This is a genomic window from Aliikangiella marina (genome assembly GCF_007004765.1).
GTDB lineage: Bacteria > Pseudomonadota > Gammaproteobacteria > Enterobacterales > Kangiellaceae > Aliikangiella > Aliikangiella marina.
On the sequence record NZ_VIKR01000006.1, the window covers coordinates 67557 to 90612 of the forward strand.

At 42.3% G+C, this 23056-nt stretch carries 25 protein-coding genes; 17 read left to right on the forward strand and 8 right to left on the reverse strand.

Annotated elements, in window-relative coordinates:
• Nucleotides 1-416 precede the first annotated feature (416 nt).
• Nucleotides 417-1403 carry a PLP-dependent cysteine synthase family protein gene (locus FLL45_RS19895; RefSeq protein WP_142943818.1) on the forward strand — a complete coding sequence of 329 codons (987 nt, stop codon included), beginning with the start codon at nt 417-419 and terminating at the stop codon, nt 1401-1403.
• A gap of 153 nt (nt 1404-1556) precedes the next feature.
• Nucleotides 1557-2723, forward strand: a complete 1167-nt coding sequence (locus FLL45_RS19900; protein WP_142943819.1) for a cystathionine gamma-synthase — start codon at nt 1557-1559, stop codon at nt 2721-2723.
• 64 nt (nt 2724-2787) lie between these two features.
• Here the strand turns inward: FLL45_RS19900 and FLL45_RS19905 are convergent, their stop codons facing one another.
• From FLL45_RS19905 to fliK, 3 genes are all read right to left on the reverse strand, one after another.
• A complete protein-coding gene (locus FLL45_RS19905; RefSeq protein ID WP_142943820.1) occupies nt 2788-3024 on the reverse strand; it encodes a DUF6316 family protein in 237 nt (78 codons plus the stop codon).
• A gap of 236 nt (nt 3025-3260) precedes the next feature.
• Complete coding sequence (locus tag FLL45_RS19910; protein ID WP_142943821.1) at nt 3261-3608, reverse strand: EscU/YscU/HrcU family type III secretion system export apparatus switch protein; 348 nt, start codon at nt 3606-3608, stop codon at nt 3261-3263.
• Nucleotides 3605-5548 carry a flagellar hook-length control protein FliK gene (gene fliK, locus FLL45_RS19915; RefSeq protein ID WP_142943822.1) on the reverse strand — a complete coding sequence of 648 codons (1944 nt, stop codon included), beginning with the start codon at nt 5546-5548 and terminating at the stop codon, nt 3605-3607. Before fliK ends, FLL45_RS19910 begins: the two co-directional genes overlap by 4 nt.
• A gap of 107 nt (nt 5549-5655) precedes the next feature.
• On the opposite strand from fliK, the gene ccmA reads away from it, so the two are divergent.
• From ccmA to FLL45_RS19970, 11 genes are all read left to right on the forward strand, one after another.
• Nucleotides 5656-6300 carry a cytochrome c biogenesis heme-transporting ATPase CcmA gene (gene ccmA / locus FLL45_RS19920; RefSeq protein WP_142943823.1) on the forward strand — a complete coding sequence of 215 codons (645 nt, stop codon included), beginning with the start codon at nt 5656-5658 and terminating at the stop codon, nt 6298-6300.
• On the forward strand, nt 6297-6962 hold the full coding sequence (ccmB, locus tag FLL45_RS19925; protein WP_142943824.1) for a heme exporter protein CcmB: 666 nt from the start codon (nt 6297-6299) through the stop codon (nt 6960-6962). The genes ccmA and ccmB overlap by 4 nt, the downstream gene beginning before the upstream one ends.
• A gap of 16 nt (nt 6963-6978) precedes the next feature.
• Nucleotides 6979-7755 carry a heme ABC transporter permease gene (locus tag FLL45_RS19930; protein ID WP_142943825.1) on the forward strand — a complete coding sequence of 259 codons (777 nt, stop codon included), beginning with the start codon at nt 6979-6981 and terminating at the stop codon, nt 7753-7755.
• A gap of 4 nt (nt 7756-7759) precedes the next feature.
• Nucleotides 7760-8002, forward strand: a complete 243-nt coding sequence (gene ccmD / locus FLL45_RS19935; RefSeq protein WP_142943826.1) for a heme exporter protein CcmD — start codon at nt 7760-7762, stop codon at nt 8000-8002.
• A gap of 35 nt (nt 8003-8037) precedes the next feature.
• Nucleotides 8038-8499, forward strand: coding sequence for a cytochrome c maturation protein CcmE (gene ccmE, locus FLL45_RS19940; protein WP_246075865.1), 462 nt, complete (start codon nt 8038-8040; stop codon nt 8497-8499).
• Between the two features lie 13 nt (nt 8500-8512).
• The gene (locus FLL45_RS19945; protein WP_142943828.1) at nt 8513-10525 is read left to right on the forward strand and encodes a heme lyase CcmF/NrfE family subunit; all 2013 of its coding nucleotides are present in this window, start codon (nt 8513-8515) and stop codon (nt 10523-10525) included.
• Entirely contained in the window at nt 10522-11070 is a 549-nt protein-coding gene (locus FLL45_RS19950; RefSeq protein ID WP_142943829.1) for a DsbE family thiol:disulfide interchange protein, read from the forward strand. Before FLL45_RS19945 ends, FLL45_RS19950 begins: the two co-directional genes overlap by 4 nt.
• Nucleotides 11071-11469 (forward strand): cytochrome c-type biogenesis protein, encoded by a 399-nt coding sequence (locus FLL45_RS19955; protein WP_142943830.1) that lies wholly within the window; start codon nt 11071-11073, stop codon nt 11467-11469.
• Entirely contained in the window at nt 11462-12178 is a 717-nt protein-coding gene (locus FLL45_RS19960) for a tetratricopeptide repeat protein (RefSeq protein ID WP_142943831.1), read from the forward strand. Before FLL45_RS19955 ends, FLL45_RS19960 begins: the two co-directional genes overlap by 8 nt.
• A gap of 352 nt (nt 12179-12530) precedes the next feature.
• On the forward strand, nt 12531-12890 hold the full coding sequence (locus FLL45_RS19965) for an HvfA family oxazolone/thioamide-modified RiPP metallophore (RefSeq protein WP_142943832.1): 360 nt from the start codon (nt 12531-12533) through the stop codon (nt 12888-12890).
• Between the two features lie 212 nt (nt 12891-13102).
• Complete coding sequence (locus tag FLL45_RS19970; protein ID WP_142943833.1) at nt 13103-13828, forward strand: MlaA family lipoprotein; 726 nt, start codon at nt 13103-13105, stop codon at nt 13826-13828.
• Between the two features lie 126 nt (nt 13829-13954).
• Here FLL45_RS19970 and FLL45_RS19975 read toward each other — a convergent pair whose 3' ends face one another.
• Nucleotides 13955-14260 (reverse strand): PilZ domain-containing protein, encoded by a 306-nt coding sequence (locus FLL45_RS19975; protein ID WP_142943834.1) that lies wholly within the window; start codon nt 14258-14260, stop codon nt 13955-13957.
• Nucleotides 14261-14428: 168 nt separating this feature from the next.
• On the opposite strand from FLL45_RS19975, the gene FLL45_RS19980 reads away from it, so the two are divergent.
• Nucleotides 14429-15634, forward strand: coding sequence for a response regulator (locus tag FLL45_RS19980; protein ID WP_142943835.1), 1206 nt, complete (start codon nt 14429-14431; stop codon nt 15632-15634).
• 5 nt (nt 15635-15639) lie between these two features.
• Entirely contained in the window at nt 15640-16119 is a 480-nt protein-coding gene (locus tag FLL45_RS19985; RefSeq protein ID WP_142943836.1) for an STAS domain-containing protein, read from the forward strand.
• 106 nt (nt 16120-16225) lie between these two features.
• Here FLL45_RS19985 and FLL45_RS19990 read toward each other — a convergent pair whose 3' ends face one another.
• From FLL45_RS19990 to FLL45_RS20000, 3 genes are all read right to left on the reverse strand, one after another.
• A complete protein-coding gene (locus tag FLL45_RS19990; protein WP_142943837.1) occupies nt 16226-17002 on the reverse strand; it encodes a hypothetical protein in 777 nt (258 codons plus the stop codon).
• 88 nt (nt 17003-17090) lie between these two features.
• Nucleotides 17091-17768, reverse strand: a complete 678-nt coding sequence (locus tag FLL45_RS19995; protein ID WP_142943838.1) for a sensor histidine kinase — start codon at nt 17766-17768, stop codon at nt 17091-17093.
• Nucleotides 17769-17770: 2 nt separating this feature from the next.
• Nucleotides 17771-19408: a response regulator gene (locus tag FLL45_RS20000; RefSeq protein ID WP_142943839.1), complete on the reverse strand. Its 1638-nt coding sequence runs from the start codon at nt 19406-19408 to the stop codon at nt 17771-17773.
• Between the two features lie 158 nt (nt 19409-19566).
• On the opposite strand from FLL45_RS20000, the gene FLL45_RS20005 reads away from it, so the two are divergent.
• Nucleotides 19567-20469: a 5'-nucleotidase gene (locus FLL45_RS20005; protein ID WP_142943840.1), complete on the forward strand. Its 903-nt coding sequence runs from the start codon at nt 19567-19569 to the stop codon at nt 20467-20469.
• A gap of 424 nt (nt 20470-20893) precedes the next feature.
• Nucleotides 20894-21868, forward strand: a complete 975-nt coding sequence (locus FLL45_RS20010) for a LysR substrate-binding domain-containing protein (protein ID WP_142943841.1) — start codon at nt 20894-20896, stop codon at nt 21866-21868.
• A 69-nt stretch (nt 21869-21937) separates the two neighbouring features.
• On the opposite strand, the gene FLL45_RS20015 is transcribed toward FLL45_RS20010, so the two are convergent.
• Nucleotides 21938-23005 carry an adenylate/guanylate cyclase domain-containing protein gene (locus FLL45_RS20015; RefSeq protein WP_142943842.1) on the reverse strand — a complete coding sequence of 356 codons (1068 nt, stop codon included), beginning with the start codon at nt 23003-23005 and terminating at the stop codon, nt 21938-21940.
• Nucleotides 23006-23056 lie beyond the last annotated feature (51 nt).

The window sequence follows — 23056 nt, forward strand, 5'->3', positions numbered from 1 at the left end:
GGTTATTTTCTACTTGTTACGTTGATAGTAATTGTTTTGGAGCTTGTGGTTCGTAATTTTTGTCTGTTTTTTGAACTCGGCCCAGTTCAAAAAAGTTTCGTGTGACGCCAACTCGCATGACACTAGTTGGTGTAGGAATTATTCCTATTTTTAACGCAACAAGAAATAAAACGACATTTCAACAAGTTAGCGATTATTGTTAATAAATAATAGCGCAATATGCCTGATAGGCAACCGATATTTCACAGCCGTATAGCAATTCATTATAAAAGGTCGCCTGCGGGCCTGAACATCGCCTAACCGTGAACCTACAATCCTTCAAATCTAGATGATATTCGCTATAGGGTGATATAACCAAATGTGATACAGTACGCGCTGTTCAAAAAGCCCGATTTGGCGGTTAATCAGGAGTAGTGATGTCAGACAACAAAAACAATGCCGTGTATACCAACGTACTGGATATGATTGGAAATACTGCGATGGTAGAGCTGAGCAACTTGGATACCGGTGTTTGTCGACTTTTGGGTAAGTTAGAGTTGAACAACCCAACTGGCTCGATTAAAGATAGAATTGCGCTCAATATGATAGAGAAGGCCGAAGCGACCGGAGCGCTTAAACCAGGTCAAACCATTGTTGAGGCGACAGCCGGAAATACCGGACTCGGCTTGGCGCTTGTCGCGGCGCAAAAGGGCTACAAATTAGTGATAGTTCTCCCTGACAAGATGAGTGTCGAAAAAGAATATAACCTCAAAGCAATGGGAGCGGAAGTTATTCGAACGCGTTCTGATGTCGAAAAAGGCCACCCTGAATATTATCAAGACCTTGCAGAGACGATTGCGAAGGAAAAAGATGCGTTCTTTGTGAATCAATTCGGCAATCCCGCGAATGTGGAGGCTCATCTAAAAACGACAGGTCCAGAAATTTGGCAACAAACCCAAGGGGAAATAGACGCTTTTGTCTGTGGTGTTGGTTCAGGTGGCACGCTGTCTGGGGTTGGAGGCTACTTAAAATCAAAGAAGCCTTCGGTAGAAATTGTCTTAGCCGATCCGGTTGGCTCGATTTTAGCGCCTTTGCATCACACAGGAGAGGCGCCGCCAGCCGGTAAGTGGCTTGTCGAGGGAATTGGCGAAGATTTTGTTCCCAGTATTTGTGACTTAGCGTTACTTGATCACGCTTATTCGATTTCCGACAAAGAGGCTATGTTGGCATCACGAGAATTGCTACTCAAAGAGGGTTTAATGGCAGGTTCATCAAGTGGTGTACTCTTGCAAGCAGCGCTCAATTACTGTCGCCAACAGACTGAGCCTAAAACAGTCGTGACCCTGATTTGTGATACCGGGAATCGCTATTTATCTAAGTTATATAACAATGACTGGATGCGAGAAAAAGGTTTCATTGATTAGTTGATTCGAAGCCAGGCTTTCCTGGGGTTGTCGGGATTAACTTCATATGACTTAAACGCACCGATGTAACAGGTCGGTGTCGTTAATCTCTTATATACAGAGTACACATTAAACACGATTGGTATAAATCCATTTTTTACATTGGAAAATGAAATGAGCGATATTAAAGATTTGAAATTCGACAGTTTGGTTATCCATGGCGGTCAGGCACCTGATCCTTCAACAGGCGCAGTAATGCCGCCGATTTATCAGACATCCACTTATGTTCAGGCAGCGCCCGGTGACCATCAAGGGTTTGAGTATTCCCGATCTCAGAACCCAACGCGGTTTGCATACGAACGCTGTATTGCGAGCCTCGAAGGTGGTACGAGGGGATTTGCATTCGCTTCGGGAATGGCGGCTACTTCAACAATTCTGGAGTTGGTTGACTCTGGCGACCATGTCGTTGCAATGGATGATTTATATGGTGGAACCTTTCGGTTGTTCGACAAAGTCAGAAAGCGCTCAGCTGGCGTCGAATTTGATTTTGTTGATATGACCGATATCGAAGCGTTAAAAGCCGCGATAAAACCAGAAACAAAATTAATTTGGGTAGAAACACCCACCAACCCGATGCTAAAACTAGTTGATCTCAAAGCGGTGGCAGATCTTGCGAAAGAACATCGCATCATAACAGTGGCTGATAACACTTTTGCGACACCATACAATCAGCGTCCTTTAGAATATGGAATCGATATCGTGATGCACTCTGCGACTAAATACATCAACGGTCACTCCGATATGGTTGGTGGTGTTGCGGTAGTGGGTGATAATCAAGAACTTGCTGAACAAATGGCATTCTTGCAAAATTCGATAGGTTCGATTGCCGGGCCGTTTGATAGTTATCTTGCATTACGTGGATTAAAAACGCTTGCTATTCGAATGAAGCGTCATAACGAGAGCGGCATTAGGATTGCACAGTGGTTAACCGCGCACCCGAAAGTTGAAGCCGTTTATTTTCCAGGGTTGGTTGATCACCCTCAATTTGAACTCGCTAGCGAGCAAATGTCGGGATATGGCGGGATGATTTCGATCTTAGTTAAAGGAGGGGAGAAAGCGGCCAGTCAATTTATGCAAAACTTGAGAATATTCGCATTGGCAGAGAGCTTAGGCGGGGTTGAAAGTTTGGTGAATCACCCAGCAATCATGACCCATGCATCAGTGCCGAAGGAAACACGCAAGCAGTTGGGTATTGCAGACAATTTAGTCCGACTTTCAGTTGGCATTGAGGATGTTGAAGACCTCATTGAAGACATACGCCAAGCGTTAGAACGCATCTAACTGCTGAGATAGCAGAGTGTGAAATAACCTAGTTGGTGAAGTAACTGTTTTTTGATTGGCTGGCCTAGCCAGCCTTTCTTAGTGTTTCTTCAGTTGGTTGTTCAACTTCAATAACCGGCTCTTTTTTGGCTGTTTTTGACAGCTTTTTCATACTTTCTAAGTAGTAGCCGATTTCTGCTTCTGCTGAACGTCTGCTTGGAAAAGGTCCCATATCTAAACCTTCTCTAGTCGCAAAATACCATCCCATTGGTCTGTAGAATACGCGGTCGCTTTTGACCGAATCCATTTGATATTGTGACATGATCCTTTAATCCCGATTTTAATTGTATCTGGCTTCCGTAAGTCCCAGGTTGAGATTTTATCTCTTGGTGCCATGCAATGCTAGAGGAGATCCGCTAATTGGTTTGTGAGATATTGTCCATTGTTGAGATACTACTATTATGAAAAGCTTTATAAAACAATAACCTATGTGTAGTGTGACGCTAATGTGAAAGTTCCTACTTTTGAGATAAACGGTCGAAAAATGCGAATCAAGTCTCAGTCAAGTTTCGTGGATTCTGGGGCATCCAAACTCAGCGTTAACTCGGCATCAGGAGTCTTAGGTGCCTTTTGGTAATCCGGGTGTTTGCCTTGTAAAAAATAAGCAAAAGCGATAATTTTTGCGACAGCAAGATAGAGGTTCTCAGGAATTTCGTCGCCTAACTCCAAACGGCTCAAAACTTCAATTAAGGTGGGGTCATTATGAATGTGAACATCATTCGCCTCTGCCGCTGCAATGATTTCTTTAGCGAGCTCTCCGCTGCCTTTTGCAACGATGGTCGGCGCGTTTTCGCCATCGTATTTCAGGGCGGCAGCTTTAGCCGGCGGTATGGGTTTCTCACTCATATTTTCAGGTTAACCTTGTGTTCATCGTCAGGCAGCAGTTCCTCAGGTACATGCCCTTGAGACCCATTAATTTGGTCAATGTCAACGCCTGATGCGAGCAAGCTATCCTTGAGAACATCAATGTTTTCAGTGAGTAATTCCGCAGTGCTAGGATTTTCGGCGAAAAAGTGAGTCGATATCCTGTCTCCTTGCATGGTCACACGAGCAAACATCGGGCCCATGGGCTCGAGGTCAAAGCGAATAGTGATGTTCCAGGTTTTTTTGACTTCTTCTTCGGGGTTGCTGGTCGATTCAAAAAGGATTTCGAAAGCGTCAATTTGACCCCCTTTTTGGAGCGGAAGCTCAAGAAATAGCTGCTGAATATTGGGAACGTCATTTTTTAAACTGACCAGTTGATTTGTCTCTATTCGAGAGAGCAGTGAATTCGCATCGCGAATCAACTCCGAGACAAGTGCTCTTTGGGTCTCTAGCAATTTCGCACCAGCTGATATTGGCGAGTTTTTACCGCGAAGGTTGATAAGGTTTAACCAGGGGAAATTTTGGAGCAAACGGCTGGAAAATGCTTTTTGACTTTGCTGGCTGACAACTTCACTGTTATGTTGAAGCGTCGCCTTGGGGTCGTTACTCGCTCCCGCCAAGAGCAATTCAGGCGGCAAAAGTATCTTTTGAAAAGCACTGTTTTTTGCTAAGTGACCGATTGCTTGATTTAAGTTGAGTGGCTGTTGCGCGTTTTGATTTAAAAACTTTTTGACGTTTGTTAACTGTTCAAGTAATTGAAGTGCCACAGATTTAAGGTCTTGCGCGATTAATCGACTGTTTCCCTGTTCGGCATTTTGAGCAGCTTGATTGAAACGGTTTTGTGCGTCTTGAGAAAGCCTTCCCGCCGCCGCAGTATTACTCTCAGGCGTTGTTCTGGTCGCAGTTTGTGGAGGCTTTTGGTCAAGCAAAACACCTTGCATGTTAGCTCGGGGCGACTGTCTTTCAGCGGAAGCGATGAAATTTGACTGGGCAAGTTTATTTTCCAATAACACGCCGCTATTTAGAATTCTGTTTGACACACTTTTTCCAGTTGGTGCCATTTCTAAGGCCGACTTAAGTGTTTCGCCAGTAAGAATTAATTGGCCTATTTGTCGACCAGGCGAGCCTTTGGGCAAATACTTAAGAAGGCTTCTAGCGAGCTCAAGAATTGCAGCGTTATCCAACTTGAACGAATTATTTGAAACGCCAGACTGCGACGGTGTTGTCATTGATTGAATGAGTTTTTGATTGTTTTTTAAGAGGTTATCAATAGGCATTGAAATGCTTTGCTGGGTGAGTGGCCGGTTTTGTAAGAACGCTCGAGCCAGCTGAGCTATTTGGCTTTTGTCAGTGAGTTGAGTCGTCGCGCTTGATTTCGCTGTCGAAGTTGATGCGCCAAGCGAATTAACTGTCCCCGGTTGAGGTGCCGAACTCGCTCCTGATAAACCCTCTGATTTATTCTGAGTGGTTTGAAAAGCTGCCAATTGATTTGCAAATCCAATGACTTGTGGACTGATGAGGTTAGCTTGGTTAAAAACGAGTTGGATACTGCCTGGAAGTGCATTGGCAAGCGGAATTTCGCCTCGCTTGAGTGCTGTGAGTGTCGCTTGTGGAATCGCAGATAAACTTTGATTGGCACTGGCTAAATTTATCATGACTTTCCCGCGAATAGGGTTTAGTAAAAGTTGCGGTTTTTCGAGGTTTACATTGGCTAGCGATTCCGCGCCTTTAATGGGGAGTTTGAATGTCCAATTTTTCCCCAGAAGTTTGCTCTCTAATTGAATGCCTTGACTGTCAGAAAGTAAGATTTTTTCGAGCAATAACGGGCGGTTAGCGTATTTCTCAATGAGCGCTAACAGTTTAGGATCAATGGAGCGCAGTTGTTTGTGAAGTGGATCACTGTCTACTCGGGGGATCTGCACAAATTTGTCCTGTATCAATGGTAATAACTAAGTCTTTGATATAGTATAGCCGCTGAATTAAGGTACCGGTTTATAGCGCTCTTGGGTACCATTCCTAAGGAGTCGATGTGGCCGTTTATAACGCCGACCATAAATCTAAAAATACCATTAAAATTAGCGACTTAACAGTAAGTCGTGGCGATATCCCCATTTTCGACCCGGTAAACCTTCAACTGTCGAGCGGCGACAGCATTCAAATTCGAGGGGTAAACGGTGCCGGTAAAACCACCTTGTTACGTGCAATCTGCGGATTGTGCAACTCTCACGAAGGGATTGTCGAATGGAACGAGCGTTCTATTTTCGACCACGAAAGCGATTTTTATGAAAACTTGCTCTATTTGGGTCACTCATTGGGCTTGAAGCCGAAATTAACCGCTGAGCAAAATCTTAATTTCTACCGAAATTTACGATTCTCTACTGATAAATCGTTAGTGCGCCAAGCGTTGGAGCAAACGGGTATCGGCGGGTATTATGACGAGTTTGTCGCACGTATGTCTGCTGGGCAAAAAAGGCGCGTGGCTTTGGCTAGAGTGATTACTGAACCGGTTCCTCTATGGATTCTTGATGAACCGATGGTCGCGCTTGATATTCACGGTCAAGCTTGGCTGGAACAGGTGTGCAATAATCATTTAGAGCGCGGCGGAATATTACTGGTGACTTCTCATCAGCCAATTTCAGGGATCAACGGACTCAGGGAGCTTCAGTTAACATGAAGAAGATAGGGAGTCTAGTTAGTCGAGAGTTGTCGGTTGTTTTCAGAAGCCAGTCAGAATTCATTTATCCGGTCGCCTTTTTTGTTATGGTGACCACGATGTTCCCTTTGGCCGTATCGCCAGAGCCCACTCAGCTGGCATTTATTGCGCCTGGCGTTATTTGGGTTGCATCGCTCCTCAGCCTCCTGCTATCGCTGCATGCGTTTTATCAAGCCGATTTTGATGATGGCAGCCTGGAGCAATTGTTGCTGAGCGGTGTTTCTGGTTATTCTATTGTATTATCTAAGGTTGTGGCTAATTGGATAGTGACAGGCCTCCCACTGGTGCTGGTCGCGCCAGTAATTGGCATACTGTTAAACCTTGATACTCACGCCAATTTGGTCGCGATGTTAGCTTTACTCTTGGGAACGCCAAGTTTATGTTTTATTGGTGCGATAGGAATGAGTTTAACCCTAGGGTTGCGAAACGGAGGCGTTTTACTGACCTTGTTGGTTTTGCCTTTATTTATACCGATTTTAATTTTTGGCGCTGCAACGGTTGAAGCCGCGTCGATGGGCAGACCTTATATTGGTCAAGTAGCAGTTTTGGCTGCGGCTTTGATATTAAGTGGTTTTTTCGCTCCATTTGCAGCTTCGGCTGCAATGAAGATTTCAATTGATTGAGGAAGTGCTTTAGTTTATGTGGACTTGGTTTTATCAATTAGCGTCTCCTAAGTGGTTTTATGAGATCTCTAGAAAGTTACTTCCATGGTTTACTGGAACGACTTTGATTCTGTTTTTAGCAGGGCTAACTCTCGGCTTGTTATTTTCGCCAGCGGATTACCAGCAAGGGAATACTGTGCGAATAATGTATATTCACGTTCCAGCGGCTTACCTCTCAATGATGGTTTACGTAATTATGGCTGTGGCTGGCGCGATTGGTCTTGTGTGGAAAATTAAAGTCGCGCATATTGTTTCGGTCAGTTGCGCACCAGTGGGAGCAATGTTTACGGCACTCGCATTGTTAACTGGGGCCATATGGGGAAAGCCAACCTGGGGAACTTATTGGGTTTGGGATGCTCGTCTTACATCCGAGCTGATCCTTCTGTTTCTTTATCTGGGCTTTATGGCTTTGCACAGTGCTTTCGATGATAAGAAGTCGGCTGACAAAGCATCAGCGGTGTTAGCGATCGTTGGCGTAGTGAATATTCCGATTATTCATTTTTCAGTAGAGTGGTGGAATACCCTTCACCAAGGGGCTTCTCTGAGTAAATTTGAGAAACCATCAATAGAAGCAGCCATGCTTTATCCGTTACTGATTATGATTTTTGCGTTTAAGTTTTATTTTTTCACCGTGTTAATGCATCGCGTGCGAACAGAAATTCTTTTACGCGAGAAACAAGCCAAGTGGGTAAAAGCCATGATTACTGGCGAAACGGCTTACTCGGCTAGCGAAAATACAACGGAGGCTAAGTAATCACATGTTTTTTGATTCATTCGCTGATTTTATACATATGGGCGGACATGCTGTTTTTGTATGGTCTTGTTATGGAATTGTCTTAGTTTCTTTAGTGGTGACTTACGTGTTTTCAGTGCGTGGTGTTGATCGCTCAAAGAAAATGCTTGATGGTTATTACAGGAGAACGGCTCGCAGAGACGGGGAAAATGGTGAAAACGCGTTTTCAAATCCTAACGTCTCAACCTCTCGTTCTACCGAAGAGTAAATTTAGGTTAAAGGTTAGGTTAAAGGTAAGTAGTTATGGCGATGAAGCCTCACAGAAAGAAAAAGTTATTGGCGATTGTTGGTGGTGTTTTAGCTTTATCAGTGGCAGTCGGTTTAATATTGTATGCCAGTGGTCAAAAAATGAATTTGTTTTACACGCCGTCAGAAATTGCCCAAGGTAAAGCACCGCTAGATCAAATTATTCGAGTTGGTGGGCTGGTTAAAATGGGCACGGTAGAACACGTCGATAGGGACGATTCAGTATTAGAGACCCGATTTGTTGTTACTGACAAAGCGATGGACATTAATGTGACATTTGATCGAGTGTTGCCTGATTTGTTTCGTGAAGGTCAAGGTGTTGTTGCATTAGGGCGAATTGACGAGCAAGGTGTTTTTGTTGCAACTGAAGTCCTCGCGAAACACGACGAAGAATACAAAGCCCCTGAGGTGTTAGATGCGTTAGAGCGCGCTGGCCACCCAGTTAAGAAAGACGATTAAGAGACGATAAGCTATGCATGCAGAACTCGGACAGTATCTGATTATTCTGGCATTTTTTATGTGCATGTCATTGGCTATTTTTCCAATGATTGGCAGCTTTACTAAAAATGCCGTACTCATTCACTCAGCAAGACCCTTAACCTATTTGATTTTTACGAGTTTGCTTGGTGCGTTTTTATGTCTCGAGTATTCTTTTTTAATTGACGATTTTAGTGTTTCATATGTCGCCTCACATTCAAACTCTTTGTTGCCAACTATTTATAAAATTACAGCCGTGTGGGGAGGACATGAAGGTTCTTTTCTTCTCTGGGTATTGACCCTGGCAGGCTGGATGCTCTTTGTTGCTTTGCGAACACAACACTTCCCATTAATTCGATATTGTCGGATTTTGTCGGTACTAGGTTTTATATGTCTTGGCTTCGTGTCATTCATGTTGTTCACTTCAAATCCTTTTGAAAGAACCCTACCTTTTGTCCCAATTGACGGCTCAGATCTTAACCCGCTATTACAAGATTTAGCGATGATCATTCATCCGCCTATGCTGTATATGGGATATGTTGGTTTTGCGGTTGCTTTTGCATTTGCAATCGCCGCCTTAATCGAAGGAAAATGGGATGCGGCTTGGGCAAGAAGAACCAGACCTTGGGCGATTGCTGCTTGGGTTTGTCTTACTATCGGCATGATGCTCGGCAGTTGGTGGGCATATTATGAACTAGGCTGGGGAGGTTGGTGGTTTTGGGATCCATCAGAAAACGCCTCTTTTATGCCATGGATTGCGGGAACCGCGCTCATTCACTCATTAGCCGTTACCGATAAACGAGATTCGTTTAAAGGTTGGACATTAGCACTGTCTTTGGTGACTTTCTCACTGTGTTTGTTCGGTACGTTTTTAATTCGTTCCGGTGTCATCACATCAGTCCACGCCTTCAGTAACGACCCGGAGCGTGGGGTATTTATCCTCATGTTTTTATTGGTGATAGTCGGCGCGTCAATCTTACTTTTTATCACTAGAGCTGGCGGAATTACCAAGAAAGTAAACTTTGATTTTTATTCGAAAGATATGTTTTTACTGCTAAACAATATCCTTTTGATTTCTGCTACCTTCGTTGTCTTTTTCGGCACTATCTATCCAATGATTGCCGAAGCATTTGGTCGCAAACTTTCAGTAGGTGCACCTTGGTTTAATGCGATTTTCCCTTGGCCAATGTTTATGCTGTTTGTCTTATTAGGGATCGGACCTTTACTTAACTGGAAGAGACATGACTTTTCAAAGCTTATTCCGGTTTTAGTAAAAATCGCCATTGTTGCTTTGGTCCTATCGCTGATTGCAACTTTCTCCCTCGGTGAATTTTATCTATGGGTGTTATCTGGTTTGTTTTTGTCATTTTGGATCGCTGGTTCGAGTATGTTTTTCTTATCTCATACAACACGACATGCGAACTGGCAAAGCAAGCTAAGCAAGTTATCAAACGCTAATTTAGGAATGGTTATCGCACACCTAGGTGTCGCAGTAACGCTCATAGGCATTATTATCTCCAGTCTACACAGTGTCGAAAAAGATCTTCGAGTAGGTGTCGGGCAGACTGTTGAGGTGGGCGGTTATGAATTTAGAATGCTCAAGTCAGAATACATCAAAGGGCAAAACTACGAGGCGTCTCGGGTGAGTTTTATGGTGTCTGAAAATGGCGATGAGATTACCGTCCTTGCTCCTGAAAAACGATACTATTTGGCGGGTAAACAAATCATGACTGAGGCTTCAATTGATCCTGGATTAACCCGAGATATTTACGTCTCGCTTGGCGAAGCTCTCGACGACAAACAACAAGTCTGGGCTGTCAGAATTTACGTTAAACCGTTTATTCGATGGATTTGGATGGGCGCGATCTTTATGGGAATCGGTGGAATTATTGCGGCACTGGATCGTCGTTTCCGCCAGTTACCTAAAACGGCACATGATTCGCATAAAACGCCCGATAAAGAGACGACTCAAGACCCGATAGGTACAACCGTTGGAGAATCTGCGTGAGTGATAAAGTGAATCCATTAAAGGGCATTTCGGTTGTCTTAGTTTTTGCTGGATTTATGTGGTTTTTGTGGTGGTCGCTGAGTAATACCTCAAGTGAGTTACCCTCGCAGCTTATCGATAGACCTGTACCACAGTTTAGTGTTAGTGAGTTGCTTGATGAAAATAAACAACACACGCCAGATTTATTTAAGGAAAAAATATCATTGTTGAATGTCTTCGCCAGTTGGTGTCCAGCTTGCTATGACGAGCATCCGTATTGGGACATTTATGCGCAGCGCGATGATCTACAAATCGTCGGCTTAAACTATAAAGACAAAAAAGATAAAGCGTTATATTTTCTCGAGACTCAAGGTAACCCCTATGAGCACATCCTTTTCGATTCTAGTGGCAGGTTAGGTATTGAGTTTGGTGTTTATGGCGCACCTGAAACGTTTTTGATAGGACCCAACGGTAAGGTGCGTTACCGTCATGTTGGCGTTGTCACTCCAGCGGTTTTTGAAGAGAAGTTTGAGCCACTAATCAGCCAAATTAAGCAAGGGTTTTAAATGAAATTTTTCACATTTATCTTTGTTAGTTTTTTCTCATTGATTGCAACAGCAAATGTTGCGATTTTTAAATTTGAGAATGAACTTCAAGAGAAGCGATTCAAAGTTTTGGTGGCTGAGCTACGTTGTCCTACCTGTCAAAACCAAAATCTCGCAGACTCAAACTCTATGGTCGCTGAAGATCTTAAACAGATCGTTTATGAGCAAATTATTGCCGGTAAAACAGACGAGCAAATTCTTAGTTTTATGAAACAACGTTATGGTGAGTTCATTTTGTATGAGCCTGAGATCCAATCAAATATTATTTTGTGGGTAGGGCCATTCATCTTTTTAGTCTTAGCATTAACAGGATTTTTAATCTGGTATAAAAACAATAAAGTAGAGTCGAGTGATGACTAGTTTAATTATTTCAATCCTGCTAATTTCTGTATTTGCAGCGGGCTTTATTTTTTACTACACAATGCGTCGGCCTGCTAAGGAAGACTTTTCTAGCGATGGCTTAAAGTTAGACTCTCAGTACCAATTATTGTTGCCATTAATTGCGATTGTGTTTGCCGCTTTGACCTACTACCTTTGGCCAACGCTCGATAAACAAATGGATTGGGAAAAGGTCAAATTAGAAAGTGAAACGCTCAAGCTATCGGGCGATCCGCGACAAGTCAATATGTCGATGCAAGACTTCATTCTTAGTTTACGCACCCAAGCGTTTGAAAATCCTAAAAGGGGGGATTTGTGGTTTGAACTTGGTGGTGCTTACCTCCGTTTAAATATGGAAGACGCAGCGTTAGCGAGTTGGCAAAGAGCAATTCAAATTGAAGAAAACCCTGATTGGATGGTTGCAAAGGCGCAAATCTTGGGTGCCAAGTCGGAAGCAGAGTCACGACAAAAAGCCATTAAACTCTTGCAACGGGCATTAGCCAAAGCGCCGTCTCATCAAGGTGCGCTTTTAACGCTCGGATTTACCTACCTCAGAGGTCAACAGTACGAAGGCGCAATTGCTGTTTGGGAAAGGTTTCGTGATCTTCCTGGGTTGTCTCAAAGGTCAAAACAATTCATTCAGCAACAAATCAATCAAGCGAAAGCGCTCGTGGCTAATCGAGCCCAATAAAGCTTATAAAATTCAATTAGTTAGCAAGAAGAAGTAATTTTTGCGTTAATTTGATGGTTTTTTGTGATTAATTGCACATTTTTTTATTGCAAATTACAACCACCTGTAGCAACCTAAGCCCAGGAAGCTTTGTCTCGTAATCATGGATAGATGGAGGCGGGTGATGCTGTATTCGCATTATGTCGTTTTGAACCCTCTCAATTTCACACGAGAATAACAAGAAATAAATAAAGCATCTCGGTCATCGACTGCCACTTAGGTTGTCAGGTGTAACAATTTACAACATGTGGACTCTATGAGTTACCCACGTATTGGGTGGATTAAAATATCTTAATAACGGAGCAAAACTCTCATGAAAAAACTATCTAAATTAACTGCGATCATCGGTTCTTTGTTAATGGTTTTAGCGTTCAGTGGCACTGCGTCTGCTGAAGCAAATCCTTTCGCTGAAGCTGAGCAGATCCAAACTTTTGACGGTCATAAAGACGGTAAGTGCGGTGAAGGCAAGTGCGGCGACAAGAAGAAAAAAGACAAGAAATGCGGCGAAGGCAAGTGCGGCGACAAGAAAGGCAAGAAGGACGGCAAATGCGGTGAAGGCAAATGTGGTGATAAAAAAGGTAAGAAAGAAGGCAAGTGCGGCGAAGGTAAATGCGGCGACAAAAAAGGTAAAAAAGAAGGTAAGTGCGGCGAAGGCAAATGCGGTCGCAAGTAGTTATCTGATTTAATACCAAATAAATCTTCTTAAAAGGCTCCAACTTAATTGTATAGTTGGAGTTTTTTTATGTCCGCTGATCAAAGTTGAGTTGGTTAACGTATTGATTGGTTAATGTAGATTATTTTTATAAAATATATTTTTGAACGTTTTTAAACTTTTAAGAGAAGTATCGCTCTAATTGAACGAATGAATAACCATAGGCTGAAGGGATGTTAACTAAGAAATTACTGCTCGTTTTAATGGCTTTGATTGTTTCTGGCTGCGCAAGTACCGGTACCAATAAAGATGATCCGTGGGAAGGATGGAATCGAGGCGTCTACAAATTTAATAAAGCAGTCGATGATAACGTCGCTAAGCCGCTTACCCTAGGCTACAAGGCCGTAACGCCAGATATTGTAGAAACTGGCGTTTCGAATGTTTTTAGCAACCTAGAAGACGTCTCAAACGCCGCTAACAATTTATTGCAAGGTAAGATCGGTGATTCTTTCTCTGATATCGGTCGATTGTTAGTCAATACGACGCTCGGAATAGGTGGACTTTGGGACCATGCGAGTGACATGGGGTTAGAAAAGCACGATGAAGACTTTGGACAAACGCTCGGTGTCTGGGGAGTCGAGTCTGGTCCTTATGTTATGTTGCCGTTTTTAGGTTTCTCAACTTTGAGAGATACCGCTGCCTTTCCTGTTGATCGAGAATTGGATCCCGTTAGCCACATCGACCATGACCTGACTCGTTACTCTGTCAACGTATTACAGCTAATTGACACGCGCTCGGCGTTGTTACCGCTCGAGGAGCAGCTTAAAGACGTGATTGATGAATATGCATTCACGCGAGACGTCTATTTGCAAAATCGACGATTTAAAGTGTTGGATGGTGAAGTGCCGTTTGAAGACGATGAATGCGATGAAGAAGACGAGGAGGATTGTGACTTTTAGGGGTTATGATCGGGTCTTACGTCTTGATTAATGAGATGTTCAAGAAAAAAGCAGCCATTTGGCTGCTTTTTTGTGGTTCTTGGACGTTGTCACATCAATTAAATCGCAATTAATTGTCATAAGTCGCTATGAAACACTATTAATGGTACCAGCTATTTCGTACTTACCTTCGCCTAAATCAATGACGCGTTTCACCTCAAATTTTGCAGTCAAGGGAGCGAGTTTACTTTGCTCAGAGCGAATATCTACGCTAAGCATTTGATTTTCATTGAATTTTTGGTCGGTGATAAACATCACGCCATCACCGCTTAAGTTTTTACTGTCGCCTTGAAAGACTTGGCCTGTCTCCGGGTCGGTTATTGTGACCTTCGCATCGACGAACATGCGAATAAAGTTTCTTTTTTCTTCATAGTTATGATCGACTGATGACATCGAACATTTCCTCCCGGTTGGTTTTTGTAAGTCTTGTTGGGGTTCATACTAGAAAATAAACGCAGGAGCGTCAATTAAAAAACTATCAACAATTCGCTTGTGATAATTCGATGGTATGCTATATATCCTAAACTGATAATGAAAATAATATGGCCGTAAAGAGATTAAATGGATTCTAAAGTGTACCAGCTCCCGATGTCGACAGAATTTCGCAAAGTGCTGGTAATCGATGATGAGCCGCTAGTGAGACAGAGTATTGCTGTTTACTTAGAAGATAGTGGTTACGATATTATTGAAGCGCAAGATGGTCAACAGGGGGTCGAGCTATTTAAAAGTAACCTTCCCGACGTTGTTCTGTGTGATCTTCGCATGCCTGGGATGGATGGTCTAGAAGTACTCAAGACCATGACAGAGATCGCTGCTGATACCCCGGTAATTATGGTTTCTGGTGCAGGACAGATAAACGATGTTGTAGAGGCCCTGCGATTAGGCGCGCTGGATTATATTGTAAAGCCCGTGACCGATATGGCTGTGTTGGAAAATGCCGTTGCGAACGCATTGCGCCGCCATGAATTGGAAGAACAGAATCGCTCCTATCGTAAAGAGTTGGAAACGGCTAATGCCGAACTCGAACGTAATTTAGAGTTACTGCAAGAAGATCAAGAGGCAGGGCGGCGAGCACAAATACAGCTCCTTCCTGAGCCTCAGGCGTTTATTAATGGTTATCGATTCCAACATGTTATTGTCCCTTCATTGAATCTAAGTGGCGACTTTATCGATTATTTTCAAATTTCTGACAGGTTTACCGGTTTTTATATCGCTGATGTCTCGGGACATGGCGCTGCGGCTGCGTTTGTCACCATGACTTTGAAAAGTCTTATTAATCAGCCACTGCGAGACTTTCGTAGTGGTAAAAATGAAGCAATCATTGATCCCGCAACCTTTATCACAGAACTTAACCAAGAGTTGATCAATGCAAACCTTGGGAAGCATATCACCCTGTTTTATGGGGTAATAGATAACGATTTATCGACTTTAGATTATTGCGTTGCTGGTCAATACCCTGCGCCGATTATGGTTAACAATGGAAGAGTCGAGTTGCTAACAGATGGTGGATTTCCGGTCGGTTTATTTGAATGGGCAAGTTTTGAAAATCGCCAAGTTTCTTTGGCTAAAGATTTTAAGTTACTAATGGTTTCGGATGGTTGGTTAGAAGTCAAAAGTGCTGATAGCCACCTAGAAGGTGAGGCTTATTTATACGATTATGTGATGTCACACGGGATAGATGTTGAAAACTTGATGTATCCTGTTAAAAAGTATCCAGAGGATACTTTGCCGGATGACGTGACAGTGTTCTACATTAAAAAGGAATAATAATAATGAGTGGATCAATCTACGCCGCAAGCATCGATAACATCAGGTACATAAAGTTCTTGGGAACCGTTAGATATTCTCATTGTGGTGGGCTCGAAAATCATATCGATCAAATGTTTTCAGGTGCATCGGAAATTGAGGCGATTGTTATCGATCTCGAGGACGCAGACATCTTAGATAGTACAGCATTGGGACTTCTCGCGAGAGTTGCCATTGAATATCGAAAATTAGCTGACCAACGACCGGTTATCTTTTTAAAGAAAAGCGAGCTATACAATATTATTAAACGAGTATGTTTCGACCAAGTATTTGAGCTAGTGTTTGACGATCCTAAAGTCGCACCTGCTGAGATGACTGAGTTAGTTGATGGCAACCAAAACGAACAGCAGACGCTCAAGCGAGTTGTCGAGGCGCATCGTTATTTAGCTAAAATTAATAAAGAAAATGAAAAGCTCTACACTGATATCACTAGCGCAATGAGTTAACGCTCAATGAATTAAAGCACAATGAATTAAAGCACAATGAATTAAAGCACAATGAGTTCAGTCGAGTTGAACAACAGGGCTTTTGCTTTCGATTAGTCGTTAATAGCTACCACTTCTTTTTTGGGCCGAAAAGCTCATCAGTACTATCCTCGGTGCCAGATTGCTCGCTTTCTTCTGGTGTTGCTTCCTCATTAAAGTCGAGCGCGGTATTGAGAGCGTCAGCGGGCGTACTTTTGATGAGCTCCTGCAAATCAGCTTGCAACTGAGTGAGACGAGCATTTTTATTAGGAATTTTATCTAACATGTCTTGAGACAGTGTAAAAAGCCGTTGCGCAGGCACGTATTTATGTTCTGATAGAGCGTTTTTGCCCTGTTGAATATAAGCACAAATTTTTGACTCAGAAACCAGCGACATAATTTTCTGAATCGAAATGGGAATCAAGGTACTGGTTACTGCAGGAGAGGTTTTTAGTTTGCTAATGAATTTCGCCAAGTTAGTCAGGCGGTTAATTTGTAATTTAAGCTCTTGTGGATTATTCGGGATCACCAAGCTCTGACTGTCGACAGGACTTTGCGGTTTTTCGAGGGCTTTTTTAACTGATTGAATATTGTTATTTGCCGAGAGGTCATGTGGCGAGAGCTTTTGAATCGCATTGAGATAACCTAAAATATATTGCAAAACAATTTGCCGGGTTTCTGTACCCACAGGTAACATTTCAACATTAGACAAAATTGTTGATGCTTGATTTGCTCGATATTTGAATTTTGCGATTTGTTGTCTTAAAGCTTCTTTTTCTTTTTCTCGCTTTTGAATTACCGCTAAACCACCAATGCAGGCAGCCAAAACGATAAAAATCAACAACATGGTCATTACAGTATCCATTGAACTCTTCTTTCTATTTTTATGGCCGTTTTCTATTGTTCATTTAAGCCGGATTTAACCTTAAGATATTTAATCAATTCGTTTAATGCTAGGGAATATTTATTAAAAAAGCGCCACCACCGAGCTTGCCTCCATTGGCAAGTTCGATACTTCCACTTTTCTCCCCATGCGAGTGTAACTCTGCGACTTTCTGGGCAAAAAACAATCCCAGTCCAGTACTCCCTGTACTCTGATTAATCCCCAACATATAGTCGCCAACCAGTTCAATCATTTGTGCTGGGTATCCAGGGCCATCATCATTAATAATGATGCTCAGCCTTTCATCAATTTCAGCGCTTACTCGTATTTCTGAATGTGCATATCTTATCGCATTGCCAATTATGTTTGAAACCACCATCGAAATCAAAGATTCATCAAACACCGCTTCGATATCTTCATCGACGTCAATGGTATAGTTAAAACCCTTGGCTTTGAGTAAAGGTTCATGAATTAATATTTGTTCTTCAATAAAGTCATAGACATTGTGATAACTCGGATTGAAAGGTAACTGGTTATTTTCGATCTTATAGAGTGCGAGCAGTTGCATCAGTGAATTATTGACCCGCATTGACTCGTATTGAACAATTCCATATTTTGGATCGGTTTTTGAGTCTTCAAGTTTATCGAGCAACGAGTCCAACGCTTCAAGCATCATGCCTAAAGAGTTCTTCATGTCATGAACTGTTGAAGCGAGAATTGTGCTAAAAATATTTTCTGAATTATGCATTGTTATAAGCTTTGTAGCATGAGTTGAGTGAGACGATTGAGTTCCGAATATCGAGCAAACCGCGAGTCTTGTGGGCTTAACCTAGTGACTCCCGATAATATTTCTTCGGCCTGTTCGAGATCTTTTGCGGCATTGGTGCCAATTTGCGATCGTTTGAGCAATGATTGTACGAAATTCAAATTAATATTTACGTTGTTTGGCGCTATTTCAGAAGCTTGTGCAAAGAAATCAATCGCCGAATTAAAATCATTCTTTTTGAAGTAGCTGATGGCTTCATTATTAAGTTTTTCAGCTTTCTTACTATTTTCGATTAAGTGTTTATTGGTTGTTAGTTGTGAGGCTTTAGCAATAAACTGAGGGTCATCGAAGTATTGTTCAAATGCTTCTTCTAAAATACTTTCGGCTAGCTCATTTTGTCCTAAATTTTTAAGCGACTCAGAAATCTCGATACTTTCTTTTGAACCCAAGTGCTCCTCAATGCGATCATAAATTCGATTGGCATTGTTCAAATATTTTTCGACTGTTTTTTCATCATTGGTAATCGAGCCGAAGCTTGCATGGGCAACGGCAGAACGAAACTGCACAGTTGGATCTCTTTTAAACTTGGTGTCCAATTTATCAAAAACGCTCTCTGCTTCTTCGACTAGCTTAGTGCGGTCTTTGTCAGAAACTCCCTGGAGCTGCATGCCGATTGATTTTGTTAGTTGAATAAACTCGTCAGGCGAGGCGAACGCAGAATTATTTCCGAACTTAACTGCTTGTCTAAATGCGTTTGCCATGGTTTCTATGTCATCATTTTCTTCGGCAACTTTGCCTAATAATTTTTGGCGCTTTAATGCTTTTGGTGAGCGCTCGACGGCTTTTTCTAGTACTCGTTGCGCGTCTAATACTTGACCTTTGCGATAGAGCAGTTTTGCTAGCCAGTCATAACCCTCAAGCACCATCGGGAATTCCTTAATCATATCGCTGAACAAGTCGATTGCGCGCTCTACTTGTTTTTTAGCGACGAAGATTTCACCAACGCCCATCATTGCCCACGGAATAGGGCGCTCATTAACAATCTGTGTAGCTAACTCTAACGCTCTATCGTATCTTTGCAGACCTCGCAAGCATTCAAACTTTTGGCGTAAGCAGGCCATGCGATATTTTGGAAAGTCGTTCGCGGTTTTTTCACAGGTTTCGAGGGCTTGCTGCCACTGCTTCTTGCGCATTAACCTTTCTGCCGGCGCTAACGCATCCTTTTTGCTGACCGCTCGGTCCAAGCGAGAGTTAAGTAGCGAACCATTAAAGGGCTTGGTTAAGTAGCTATCTGGTTGAAACTCGAGTGCGCCCATGACCATCGCGGTAGTATTTTCGGCGGTGATCATTATGAACACCGTATTGGTTTTGATGAGATTAAAGTGGATAAGCTCTTCTAAAATTTGCTGGCCATCTTTTGAATCGCCTAAGTTGTAATCAGAGAGGATAATGTCAAACTTTTGTTCTTTACAGGCTTGAATAGCATCCTCACCATTGTGCACCGTACGTACTTTTTGGCAGCCAATAGTGTGCACCATGCCTTTTAGTGAGCGCGCAAATTCGGCAAAATCTTCGATAATAAGAACCGATTTTTCAGAATATCGAATTCGAGGTGTATTCATGGATGATTTAGTTATCTCAAAAGCTAAAATGGTTACGTTATCGTTACTATCAAGCTAACAAACCGCTCATGGAAAGCAGGCTAGCGATTAATTGTTATTAGAAGTATAGTTATAATATCTAAATATAGCAGAAAACTTATTTAATTCAGGGATTTAGTATGGCTTCAAAGCTTGGTGAAAAATTGGTCGTTGCAATTTCGTCGAGAGCGCTATTTGACCTCAGTGAAAGTCATGAAATATTTGAAAACAAAGGGATTGAAGCCTACTCAAAATATCAAATAGACAATGAAGACACACCGCTTCAGCCCGGTGCTGCATTCTCATTAGTCAAAAAGCTATTAGCGCTCAATCATCAGGCGCCTGAACAGCCAATTGTCGAAGTAGTGTTATTGTCAAGAAATAGTGCAGATACTGGCCTCAGAGTGTTCAATTCGATTCAACACTACCAGCTCAATATATCACGGGCGGCTTTTACCTCAGGTCAAAGCCCGTATCGCTATGTGTCAGCTTTCGCTTCTCATCTTTTTCTATCGACTGATCCTAGTGACGTGCGCTCAGCGCTGGAGGATGGTTTCGCAGCGGCGACGATACTCCCACGTAATAATACTCAAAAAGATTCTTCGCCTGAGTTGAGGATTGCATTTGATGGTGATGCGGTAATTTTTTCTGATGAGGCTGAAAAAATTTACAAACGGAGCGGATTGAAGGCCTTTACAGATAGTGAGACCGCTTCAGCAGACAAACCGCTAGCGGGTGGCCCATTCAAGAATTTTCTCGCAGCACTTCATCGTTTACAAAAAGAATATTCGGCCGAGTCATGCCCAATCAGAACCGCTTTAGTCACGGCTCGCTCTGCACCAGCGCATGAGCGTGTGATCAAAACACTGAGAGAGTGGGATATTCGTATCGACGAAGCGCTTTTCTTAGGAGGTATGCCGAAAGGTCAGTTTCTCAAGTCATTCGAAGCTGACGTATTTTTTGATGATCAATCGTCGCACTGTGATTCGGCGGTAGAGCACGTGGCAACGGGGCACGTGCCGCATGGCGTAGCAAACGAATAATACCATTTTATAAGCCTTATTAACCTCCCTGCAACTAACAACTTATCATTAATCTCACAGACATTTTGACGAAACGGCCCCGGTTTGCGGCTTATTTGTCGATCGGTTTTGGTGGGATATTTATCCGCTAACTTGCTGAAAAATATAATTATTATTTTCGCTGAGACGAAACTTTATCCATTCATTGATTTTTGTTTAAAAAATGTTCAGTTTAAGCACCTCAAATCAAGCGATTTTCTTGTGAATTACCGAAATGGGTCTATGCTTATAGTAAATTAAGCTCTTATCAGTTTTGACTATAAGCAGTCGTTTTCGGTGAATCGTAGTAGGGGCGAGGTTAATCAATACGAAACGTTAGGAGAAGCTTGCAGCATAAAAACCACTAAGTCCTAATCGTTTAGCTTCATTTGACCATGGAAATTCAATGAAACTTCAGCAAATTAAATATATTTTTGAAGTTGCTCGGAATCAACTCAATGTTTCAGCAACAGCGGAAAGCCTTTTTACTTCCCAGCCTGGGATCAGCAAACAGATCAGACTTTTGGAAGACGAATTAGGCGTCGAAATCTTCGTTAGAAGCGGAAAGCACTTGACGAATATCACGCCTGCGGGCAGGGAGATATTACCGGTTGCTGAACACATCCTTAAGCAGGTCCGCAAAATCCAGGATATTGCTGCAAGTCATGTAAATCACAAAGAGGGGCGTTTAAACCTCTCAACGACTCACACCTTTTCACGATATTTTTTACCCGATGTCGTCGAGTCTTACCGTAAGCAATATCAAAAAGTGGCCTTGCACATATTCCAAAGTAACGGCCAACAAACAAATTCCGATTTAGATGAAGGGAAACTTGATTTCGCATTGGTTCACGCTGGTGAAAATGGATTTGTTGATAAAGTCCACTTGCCCTGCTTTTCGTGGAAGCGGTGTATTATCGTTCCAAGTGGACATCCACTCACACGAAAAGAACTGATCAATTTTGATATCCTAGCGCAATATCCTTTACTGACTCATACAAGTATGGGCGGCGATAGAAATCCGATTTTGGCTAAGTTTAAAGAGCACGGTTTTTCGCCTGAGATTGTGTTTAGTGCGACCGACTGCGAAGTTATTAAATCTTATGTTCGAATGGGGCTTGGTGTCGGCGTAATAGCTAACATGGCGTACGAGGAGCACTTAGACTCTGACTTGGTAAAGATCCCACTCGATCACTTGTTCGCACCATCTTTAGTCAATGTGGTTTTTGATCGTAATCTATATTTTAGGGAGTATATCTTCGCCTTCATTGAAACCTTGGCGCCTCAATTGACACGAGATTTAATTCTTCAAGCGCAGCAAACAAAATCTGCCAACAAAGTTTCTAAATTAATCGATCCGGAAGAAGTGCCTGTACTCTAGAACCTTTTTTAAGGTCATATGCTTTAGATTGTCTGAAGGTGTAGTGCAACGCATTAAGCAATTGCTCTTTCAAATCATCTGATCAACGTACGCTTTGAGCGCTTTTTTAGCCTTCTCATCAATGGCAGTAAACTCAAAATGCGCATGATATTGCTCATCGATTTTTTCACACTTTAAAACACGTGCGTAAATGTCGCTATTTTCGCTGCCAATTATGGATAACGATACTTTCATTTTTATTTCAGAAAATTGCGCAATAGAATAGTCGAGAGTTGCGTATAATCCACCGTAGCTGATATCGACAGCAATCCCTTGAAAGGTCTCCGTCAAAATCTTTTTTTGATCAATTTTTTGAAATGTAATGGGTATATTGGCTGCTACTCGAGGGCTCTTGCGAATTTCTCTTAGGGGAACGGTAAGGTCTTTAGGGTGTTTTATTCTTTTGAGTTCATACATGGTGACAGGCTCAGTTTTACCTTTGACATAGACTTTATTAACTTCGCCAACTTCAATTTTATCCTTTGCTAATTGATAGCTGTTTTCGGTCAATAGTATCTGACCACGAAGACTGTGGGCTTCTACCCGAGAAGCTAAATTAACTTGATCGCCAATCACTGTGTATTCTCGGTAGATATCTGATCCTAATGTCCCTGCTACGACTTCACCGGTATTAACCCCTATCCCCATGTATAAGTTTTCCATACCGAGCGATTGGCTGATATGATTGATTTCTGACATCGCCATTTGCATTTCGATCGCGCAAGCAATTGCGTTGGTGAGATCATCGCTTGAGCTCTTAATCGCCCCAAAAAGGACCATGATTGAGTCACCCATAAACTTATCAATCACGCCATCATATTTATCAATAATTTCACTCATTCGAGAAAAATAACGGTTGAGTAATTCGATGACGAGTAAGGGGGAGTACTTCTCTGACATGGCGGTAAAGCCACGGAGATCGGAGAGTAAAATACTGACGTTTTTTGTTTCTGCTGAAATATCTGCGATTAAGTTTTTTTGAATGGTTTCTAAAATTTTTGTACGAGTTGATTGAGAGCGAAAATTAGGCGCAGATAGTTGACTCTCAAACAGAGTAATCAGTTCGTCTATCAGCTTATCTTGGTTGAGTAGCTGCAACCTTTTAACCTTCGATTGTCTTAAAGAGATTCCTTTTCTTAACTTTAAAAG

Excerpts from the sequence above, each read along its gene's own strand:
- FLL45_RS19895 (WP_142943818.1), top strand. The coding sequence starts at position 417 with ATGTCAGACAACAAAAACAATGCCGTGTATACCAACGTACTGGATATG.
- FLL45_RS19900 (WP_142943819.1), top strand. The coding sequence starts at position 1,557 with ATGAGCGATATTAAAGATTTGAAATTCGACAGTTTGGTTATCCATGGC.
- FLL45_RS19905 (WP_142943820.1), bottom strand. The coding sequence starts at position 3,024 with ATGTCACAATATCAAATGGATTCGGTCAAAAGCGACCGCGTATTCTAC.
- FLL45_RS19910 (WP_142943821.1), bottom strand. The coding sequence starts at position 3,608 with ATGAGTGAGAAACCCATACCGCCGGCTAAAGCTGCCGCCCTGAAATAC.
- ccmB (WP_142943824.1), top strand. The coding sequence starts at position 6,297 with ATGAAGAAGATAGGGAGTCTAGTTAGTCGAGAGTTGTCGGTTGTTTTC.
- FLL45_RS19930 (WP_142943825.1), top strand. The coding sequence starts at position 6,979 with ATGTGGACTTGGTTTTATCAATTAGCGTCTCCTAAGTGGTTTTATGAG.
- ccmD (WP_142943826.1), top strand. The coding sequence starts at position 7,760 with ATGTTTTTTGATTCATTCGCTGATTTTATACATATGGGCGGACATGCT.
- ccmE (WP_246075865.1), top strand. The coding sequence starts at position 8,038 with ATGGCGATGAAGCCTCACAGAAAGAAAAAGTTATTGGCGATTGTTGGT.
- FLL45_RS19945 (WP_142943828.1), top strand. The coding sequence starts at position 8,513 with ATGCATGCAGAACTCGGACAGTATCTGATTATTCTGGCATTTTTTATG.
- FLL45_RS19955 (WP_142943830.1), top strand. The coding sequence starts at position 11,071 with ATGAAATTTTTCACATTTATCTTTGTTAGTTTTTTCTCATTGATTGCA.
- FLL45_RS19960 (WP_142943831.1), top strand. The coding sequence starts at position 11,462 with ATGACTAGTTTAATTATTTCAATCCTGCTAATTTCTGTATTTGCAGCG.
- FLL45_RS19965 (WP_142943832.1), top strand. The coding sequence starts at position 12,531 with ATGAAAAAACTATCTAAATTAACTGCGATCATCGGTTCTTTGTTAATG.
- FLL45_RS19970 (WP_142943833.1), top strand. The coding sequence starts at position 13,103 with ATGTTAACTAAGAAATTACTGCTCGTTTTAATGGCTTTGATTGTTTCT.
- FLL45_RS19975 (WP_142943834.1), bottom strand. The coding sequence starts at position 14,260 with ATGTCATCAGTCGATCATAACTATGAAGAAAAAAGAAACTTTATTCGC.
- FLL45_RS19980 (WP_142943835.1), top strand. The coding sequence starts at position 14,429 with ATGGATTCTAAAGTGTACCAGCTCCCGATGTCGACAGAATTTCGCAAA.
- FLL45_RS19985 (WP_142943836.1), top strand. The coding sequence starts at position 15,640 with ATGAGTGGATCAATCTACGCCGCAAGCATCGATAACATCAGGTACATA.
- FLL45_RS19990 (WP_142943837.1), bottom strand. The coding sequence starts at position 17,002 with ATGGATACTGTAATGACCATGTTGTTGATTTTTATCGTTTTGGCTGCC.
- FLL45_RS19995 (WP_142943838.1), bottom strand. The coding sequence starts at position 17,768 with ATGCATAATTCAGAAAATATTTTTAGCACAATTCTCGCTTCAACAGTT.
- FLL45_RS20000 (WP_142943839.1), bottom strand. The coding sequence starts at position 19,408 with ATGAATACACCTCGAATTCGATATTCTGAAAAATCGGTTCTTATTATC.
- FLL45_RS20005 (WP_142943840.1), top strand. The coding sequence starts at position 19,567 with ATGGCTTCAAAGCTTGGTGAAAAATTGGTCGTTGCAATTTCGTCGAGA.
- FLL45_RS20010 (WP_142943841.1), top strand. The coding sequence starts at position 20,894 with ATGAAACTTCAGCAAATTAAATATATTTTTGAAGTTGCTCGGAATCAA.